The sequence below is a fragment of the Paenibacillus sp. N3.4 genome (genome assembly GCF_008017805.1).
Taxonomy (GTDB): Bacteria; Bacillota; Bacilli; order Paenibacillales; family NBRC-103111; genus Paenibacillus_E.
In genome coordinates, this window is the sequence record NZ_VRTT01000144.1 from 1 (window position 1) to 7,744 (window position 7,744).

At 44.4% G+C, this 7,744-nt stretch carries 5 protein-coding genes and 1 pseudogene; 1 reads left to right on the plus strand and 5 read right to left on the minus strand.

The features are described from left to right. Nucleotides 1–54 precede the first annotated feature (54 nt). From ltrA to FU659_RS33975, 5 genes are all read right to left on the minus strand, one after another. Nucleotides 55–1,848, minus strand: a complete 1,794-nt coding sequence (ltrA, locus tag FU659_RS33960) for a group II intron reverse transcriptase/maturase (RefSeq protein ID WP_187274595.1) — start codon at nucleotides 1,846–1,848, stop codon at nucleotides 55–57. 769 nt (nucleotides 1,849–2,617) lie between these two features. Continuing rightward, nucleotides 2,618–3,253: a LysE family translocator gene (locus FU659_RS33965; RefSeq protein ID WP_147951581.1), complete on the minus strand. Its 636-nt coding sequence runs from the start codon at nucleotides 3,251–3,253 to the stop codon at nucleotides 2,618–2,620. A gap of 275 nt (nucleotides 3,254–3,528) precedes the next feature. Next, on the minus strand, nucleotides 3,529–3,651 hold the full coding sequence (locus FU659_RS38090) for a hypothetical protein (protein ID WP_261808230.1): 123 nt from the start codon (nucleotides 3,649–3,651) through the stop codon (nucleotides 3,529–3,531). Between the two features lie 579 nt (nucleotides 3,652–4,230). Beyond that, nucleotides 4,231–5,439 carry an MFS transporter gene (locus FU659_RS33970; RefSeq protein WP_147951582.1) on the minus strand — a complete coding sequence of 403 codons (1,209 nt, stop codon included), beginning with the start codon at nucleotides 5,437–5,439 and terminating at the stop codon, nucleotides 4,231–4,233. 136 nt (nucleotides 5,440–5,575) lie between these two features. Then, nucleotides 5,576–6,745: a serine hydrolase domain-containing protein gene (locus tag FU659_RS33975; protein WP_147951584.1), complete on the minus strand. Its 1,170-nt coding sequence runs from the start codon at nucleotides 6,743–6,745 to the stop codon at nucleotides 5,576–5,578. A gap of 178 nt (nucleotides 6,746–6,923) precedes the next feature. On the opposite strand from FU659_RS33975, the pseudogene FU659_RS33980 reads away from it, so the two are divergent. Next, nucleotides 6,924–7,382 (plus strand): annotated as a pseudogene (locus tag FU659_RS33980) (Lrp/AsnC family transcriptional regulator). The last annotated feature ends 362 nt before the right edge of the window (nucleotides 7,383–7,744 follow it).

The window sequence follows — 7,744 nt, forward strand, 5'->3', positions numbered from 1 at the left end:
GCAGTTATAGCAGAACAAGTCGCACTTCCTCGTTACTCATTGAATTGGGATATGTTAAACTGGTCCTAATGCATATTTTTCACGGTATTTGTTGATCTGGTTAATCATCAATTCCGTAAGTCCCAGTCTATTCTTGAGTACGTCAATCGTCTGTATCTGAGTTTGAAATATAAGTTGTTGCACCTCTTTGTGGAGGATACGCAAGTTATTAAACTTGTCGTTTCCACCTAAATCTGGCGGGATGTAGTGGTGGCAATGAACATCGGATGCGAAGAGATACATGCCTGTAATTTCGCATTTCCCCATTTTCATGCTATACCGACTAATCCGATTATCCATATATTCTACACTCTGATTCGGGATGCTAGATGTGGTCAGCGAGTAAATTTCCTGACGTAAATCTGGTCGAAGTTTTTTGTGTATTTGTTCTCTGCCTGCTGTGGTAAAGAGCGAAAGCCCTGTACTGAAGCCCATCGTATTCTTTGTTTTCACATTAGCTATTGGATACAGATAAACATCTGCTACTTTGAAAGTCCTGTAACCCAAACTGTAAAATTTACTGTACGTTGGTGGTGGGTTTGCAGGATGCTCGTACTTCCCGATTTGTTTGAGACGATTGTACATGAAAGCTCGCAGATCGTAGGCAAGACGTGAGAACGCAACACTAACATGTGTTGCCCGATTGAAGTAGTTGTGAATTCCTAAAACAAAGCTGTTGAACCGTGCAGCGTTAAGAGCCGTTGGCGAAGATCTCATTTTGAGAATGTGTTTCTTGGCTTCGCTTTTGATTTTCTGCCTTTTGCCCGCTTTAATGCCCGTATGCGCTACTCGCTTTTGACCCTTTTTGTTTGCACGGATTGTAAAACCAAGAAATTCTGACTCTCGTTTTCGCAGATTGATGATTTGCGATTTCTCTGGTGAGACGTCGAGTTTCAGACGGTCTTTGAGATACAGAACAACCGCATGATACCACCTCTGGGCAGACTTCCAATCGCGACAAATGATTTTGAAGTCATCGGCATAACGCACCAGGTAACCTTCTTTCAGACTAGAGCGTATTTTCGCACGTCTTTCTCCATCCCTAGACTTGAAAGGTTGCGTCAGAGGAAAAAGTTCCCATTGACCGGCTACCCAGTGATCTAGGTCATTCAGTACAATATTCGAAAGCAGTGTGGACAACAAGCCCCCTTGGGGTACGCCTTTTGCAGGTATTCCTTCCCCCTCGATTTCAGCTTTTAGCATTTTAGAGATGCAGGCTAGAACCTTTCTATCTTGAATGCCCATGTTCCAGAGTTGCTTCACGAGCAAGGTATGGTTGACGTTGTCAAAAAATTCCAATATGTCGATGTCCACTACAAAATGCATCGATGCCTGATTGATGAGAAATTGAACTCTTGCCATGGCATGGTGTGTCGATCGAAGGGGTCTGAATCCATAGCTGTGCTTGTAAAACTGGGCTTCAGCTATGGGCTCAAGGACTTGCTTGAAGCACTGCTGAATGACGCGATCGAGGATACATGGAATGCCGAGCGGCCTCCATTTGCCATTATCTTTTTCAATAAGCTTCCGTCTGACTTTCTGGGGGCGGTAGTTTTGCAGTCTGTTTTGGATTTCACTCACTAATTCATGTTCGGGTCGTTGTTCGATGTCTTTGATGGTTAGTCCATCCGTTCCTGGTGTCTTCGATCCTTTATTGGACTTCATCGTGCGATAAGCCAGCAAAATATTTTCTCTGGATGTGACGATTTCATAGAGGCGTGAAAAGATTTCTTTGTTTGCTGATCTTTCGTACAAATCCGTAAAAGATTCCGTCATGTCGTAATACTCCCAATTTCGTAAAGCTTGCACTGTGGCACCCCTCCTTAACGAAGCGATGTCCCCACATTCCTACCTGATCGGTGCAATTCACGTATGGAAAATGATCGTTCTTTTCAATTAGACTTGGGGCTGTTCCTCCACCTCGATTACAGAGGCTTCATCAGTCGTACCCCTGCCCTCACAAGGATAAATCCATTTCGGCAAGTGCCTTATTGCAACCGTTTCGGGTAACAGCCCTTCCTGCAACGTCCCTTGTTTTCCAAGTCCCTCACAACCTAGCTATCCGTTCTGAACTTAGGTGCTTCCTCTAAGCCTGTGAGACCGATGCCGCCATGGTTCGGCATAGCGTATTTCATAGAGAAAATTTTTACTTTACGCCACTCACCCCATCGTCTGATGGTACACACGTTTCCGTGTGCTCTAACTGTAGACCTGTACATTCGGAAGTTCGTCAGATCGCTTCTGTGCGAGCATTCTCACCATATTCAGTTTTTCAGCCACGCGACATATCCGTTGGCATACCTCTTTTTTTTTTTTTTATTTCAAAATGGCTCTAGCCTTCGTTCTGCCGAATCTACCTGTACTTCACACCCCATGACCTGTTAGTCATGACGCGCGCAGGAGTATTGGCGGGATGGTTTCAGGATACATGGTTCCGTCATTCCCATCCTCAGTTGTAAAGTTAAGATTACTTCTTGTAATCTCCTGCTTTTCACACTGTTCGGTGCTTATAGCAGAACTTGTCGTACTTTCTCGGTAGTTGAGCGAAGTAAAATGTTTTCAAGAATATTTGCCAAAATTATTGAGGTGCTTTCGTTCTAAGTAATGTTAATCCTAATCCGATAAATATCATCCCAGTTACTTTGTTTAAGTAGGTGCCAATTCTTTGGTTCATATTTAGTTTCTTGGTGATGAAAGAGGAGAAATAAGCAACAACCAGACACCAAATCAATCCAGTGAACGAAAATGTAAGTCCTAAAATTATGAATGGGATTGGACCAGAAGCCTTTGTATCAATAAATTGTGGAAGAAAGGATACGAAAAATAAAGACACTTTTGGATTTGTAAGACTTGTCAACATCCCTTGTATATATGTTTTTCTGAGGCTTTGTTGTTTATTTGATCCCGATGCACTGAAATAAAAATTTGATTTATCCAGAAGCATTCTTATTCCTAGATAAACTAAATAAATAACTCCAACTATTTTAATAAAATTGAATAATATAATGGATTTTGTAAGTATAATTGACAAACCAAAAGCAACTAACAAAGTATGGATCAAAGAACCACTAATAATACCGAAAACTGAATACACACCAGCTTTTCTACCCTGTGAAATACTTCTTCCAACAATATAAATTGTGTCTGCCCCAGGAATTAGATTTAAGAGAATTCCTGTAAGCAAAAATACTTCGTAATTTATTATTCCAAACATTTTGTTATTTCCGCCTCCCATTGTGAATATATAAAGAAGGAATAATAATCTAGAAAAAGCTTCATGTCAATCATTGATTAACACACAGTCTTGTTGCTCTACTGCCCGATATTTGAGCGAAGGGACGCCAAGCGGCGGCCCTTTCGTCACTTAACTAGCGTTTTCCGTCCCTCAACGGTACTACCCAGCATATTCCAACCGCAGAAAATGAAAATCTCTCTGAGTGCTCCCTGCGTACTTCTCACCAGGTCATCTTCATGTATTTAAAAAGCTTCCTAGAATTCCCGCAGTTGACTATCAATCAGAAACCGCCTCAGAATCCAAGTCGGGTCCTTAATGACCGGATTCGTAACCGCCTGCATCTCGGCGATGGTGGAGTCGGAGCTAGCTGATCTCATTGGATATGCTCCTGTAATCAATCTTTCAAATAAAACCATTCTTTGATTACGCTTATGGATTTCTATATGTTGTCGCCTTATTCTATCAATACAATGGTAGACCCTCCATCCTATAGTACTATATTGCTGTAAACTCAAAAAAGCCCTTTAAAAGGGCTTTTCAACATTTAGATTTGCTATCGAATCGCTACTAATAAAGGGAATACTTTCCCCAATGACATTAACACTTAATACAACCCACATTGACTTCTCACTAGTTGTTTCCTTTCCACACCAACAGTGAAACAACACTCCAGTGTGTGGAGTGTGTAGTATTGACAAAAAAATAGGGGCAAATCAAGCCCTCAATGACAACGAATTATAAAGTTATAATGAATACTGATCTGCAACTCGCAAATCGCTTGATTCCCTTCCGGAACAGATTTCTAAATAAAGAACAGTTGCACAATAGATAGTTTCTTGTATGAATACCCCCTTTTTCAACTATAGATACTATACGTAGAATACTTAGCTACATTTTTAGCTAAAACCCAGCCCCAGTATCCAGCTGATTATTATGTCACTGCAAGTTTGTGTATCTCAGCGCCTCTTTGAAGGAAATCCGTGTTCTCTAGCGCGCCACGCTACGAGTAGCGCAAGGATCAGTAGAATAAACAATGCCCATGGGAAGGAGCCGACACCAAGTGTTTCGATAAGAATAGCGCCTATCACACCACCGCCACCAATGGCTAGATTCCATACCGTCACCAGCATCGACTGGGCTACATCTGCACTCTCGCCGCCGGCTTCAGCAACTGCTGTCTGTAACAAAGTCGCCGCTCCCCCGAACGTTAACCCCCAAACAGTAACCACTAAGTAGATCACGACGGGCTGGCTGCTACTTAGGCCTAGTGCGACGGACGCCAAGGCAAAAGCAGCGAGGCTGATCAGAACCAATGGCCGCAGTTTGCGGTCGATCAAAACACCGATGACCCAGATGCCAATAAGCGCTGCAATGCCGAAAATAAGAAGTACCAAGTCAACACTCTGGGTAAGTCCAGCCTGGGCAAGATACGGTGCAATATAGGTATACAGGATGTTTTGTGCTAGCACCCAAGCCAGTACGACAAACAATACCGGCCGCACCCCCGGAGTGATGAAGACCTTTTGGAGAGGGAGCCGCTTGACTGCAGCCTCTCCTGGATAGTCCGGTAACTTCCAAAGCACCCAGCCAACCAGCAATAGAGCCAGCAGCGACATCATTCCGAATACAGAGCGCCAGCCTACAAAGGCACCGAGTAGTGTTCCAGCAGGGACACCGAAAGCCATAGCGAGAGGCGTCCCGACCATCGCCACCGCCATAGCTCGTCCCTTAAGCGACTCCGGAACCATGCGCCGGGCATAGCCTGCTATCATACCCCATAAGACACCAGCAGATACACCCGCGAAGAAACGAGCTACCAGCGTCAGTGTATAGTTGGAAGAAAATGTAGTGACGGTGTTGAATACGAGAAAACCAAGGATACACATGAGTAGCAGTGGTCGCCGCCGCCACCCGCGAGTCGCGGTGGTCAAAGGAATCGCGGCCAATAGTGAGCCTAGGGCGTACAAGGTGACGAGTTGACCTGCAAGGGCCTCTGAGACTCCAAGCCCATCACCTATCTGGAGCAACAAGCCGGCCGGAATCGTTTCGGTAAGAATACAGATAAAACCCGTCATAGCAAGGGCGAGTAATCCTGCCCATGGGAGACGTTCAGAAAAGGGAGTGCCAGAGACACTCTGTGTGGCAGAAGTTGTGTTTTGGCTCATTTCAGAAGCACCTCTCTTGTATAAATTGACAGATTATATGATCAACTAGGATTTATGGATAATCACTCCTTCGGCATCTTACTACACTGAGAGCCTTGGCCGGTTCATACTGGACCAAGGCTCTTGTGTTCGTTCTCTATTTCTTGATCCTGTCATAGACAGCTTCACAAAGGTCAACAGTAAACTGGCCCGACATGCCTTCCAGTGCGGTATTGGTGAACGCCACGACGCTGAGCTGCTGCTTAGGATCGACGAACCACGAATGACCATAGGTGCCACCCATGCGCCATGTGCCCGGGGATTCTGGCGTGTCTGCCACAACAGGATCCTTGAGCAGCGTAATACCTAGGCCGAAGCCTCGCCCTGGCCAAAAGGCCATTGGCAGATCACCGATCTGGTTGGTAGTCATTTCGCGAACCAGAGACTCCGGCAAAAGGGGTGCTCCGCCCTTACGTAATGTTTCCAGCAGTTTCAAAAAGTCCCCGGCGCTACCGACCATGCCGGCTCCCCCTGAGTGATAAGCAGTGGTGTCAATAGCCCTGCCAGGAGCAAGGCGGAAGCCCGCCGTGCCTTCCAAAAAAGCAAGGCTATCGTGATCTTGTATAAGCCTTGGTTCTGCTGCATCATTGGCATAGGCATTGGCCAGTCGTTCTGGGTCGATTGCAATAAAATCGGTGTCGCTCATTCCAAGCGGCTTTGTCACCAGCGAATGTATGGCCTCGCTGAGAGGTGTTTCTGTGACCTTTGCAATTACTGCTCCTAGCACATCTGTCGCGATGGAATATTTCCACTCGGTGCCTGGCGTATATAGGAGCGGAACAGAGGCTATACGACGCAGGTTCTCTTCCAACGCGATACTAGGCTGATCCATGCCATCCGATACCCCGGCTCGCTGATAGGATCCATTCTCTTCTTGAAAGAAGCGGTAAGTCAGACCCGCGGTGTGCGTCATCAAATGACGAATTGTCAATGTCGCGAACTCACCGTTCTGCAAACGTGGCCTAAACTCAGGAAGCCAACGATCAACGCGGTCGTCCAGCTGTAGGCGACCTTGCGCAACTAGTACTAGGGCAGCAGTTGAAACGATAGGTTTGGTAACCGAGGCAAGCCGGAATAAGGCATCTTCTTGCATGGTCCGGTTCATCTCGCGGTCGGCAAGACCAGCAGCTCGGCTATAAACCAGTTCCCCATCTATCGCCACTTTAATGACAGCACCGACCAATCGCTTGTCGGCAAGCGTTCGATCGATTACTTCATCGATGCGACCTGGTAAACATTCTGGATTAATTTTATTTGAATAAAACATACTCAACTGTCTTCATCCTTTCAGAATAGTTAAAGCCTTGAACACTTTACTATTGTAAGTTTATTATATAAAATAAGTTATCTTAATTACATAAGGCAACCAAGTTATATTAGCCTTGTAACGACTAATTACAAGCTAGTTTATAGGGAATACCTTAAATTTAAAGGAGTCGATTTCAATGGACCACGTTGATAAGCAAATCCTTTACCACCTTCAAAGCCAAGCTAGAATTTCAATGACGGAACTAGGAAAATGTGTCGGTTTATCACAACCCGCAGTAACGGAAAGAGTTAGGCGTATGGAGGAAAAAGGGATCATCAGCGAGTATCGCACCATAATTTCCCCTGAAAAAATCGGAAAACATGCTGCTGCCTACATGCTGTTTCATTCAAGGGATTGTAATGCATTCCTTGATTTCTGCCGTTCTTCTGCCGAGGTCGTAGAATGTAACCGTATCAGTGGAGAACATAACTACTTATTATAAGTAATAACCGACTCCACACGAGCCCTTGAGGAGTTCGGAAATCAATGTGATAAATACGGTACTTACACGATTCTAATCGTGATGTCATCACCTATCGATCATAAATTTCTTATACCTACGCTTGAAGAAGCAAACTTAAACATGCTGAGTTAGATAGACGTAGTAAAATTACAACATAACAAAAAGGAATCCGATATCGAACCGGATTCCTAGCACTATTTTATAGCTTGGTGAAATTAAATTAATTGAGCTTTATCGAGTGGACGAAAAATATGATGCCAAATATAGTTTCAGAAAAAACCCGATCTGTCTAGCAAATCGCTATATATCGATAAATATTTGGTAACTCGACTAAACTACGAAATGTCACTTCTGGAAAAGCAAGCGCAATGCTCGTTGAACTATTTTACCTACTTGAATCAATTTCATATCTCTGAGCCCTTGGGGCTCTAAGTTTAAAACGACAAAAAAATAGGGTACCTCCCCAAATCCTGTATAATGAGAGTTACGACACA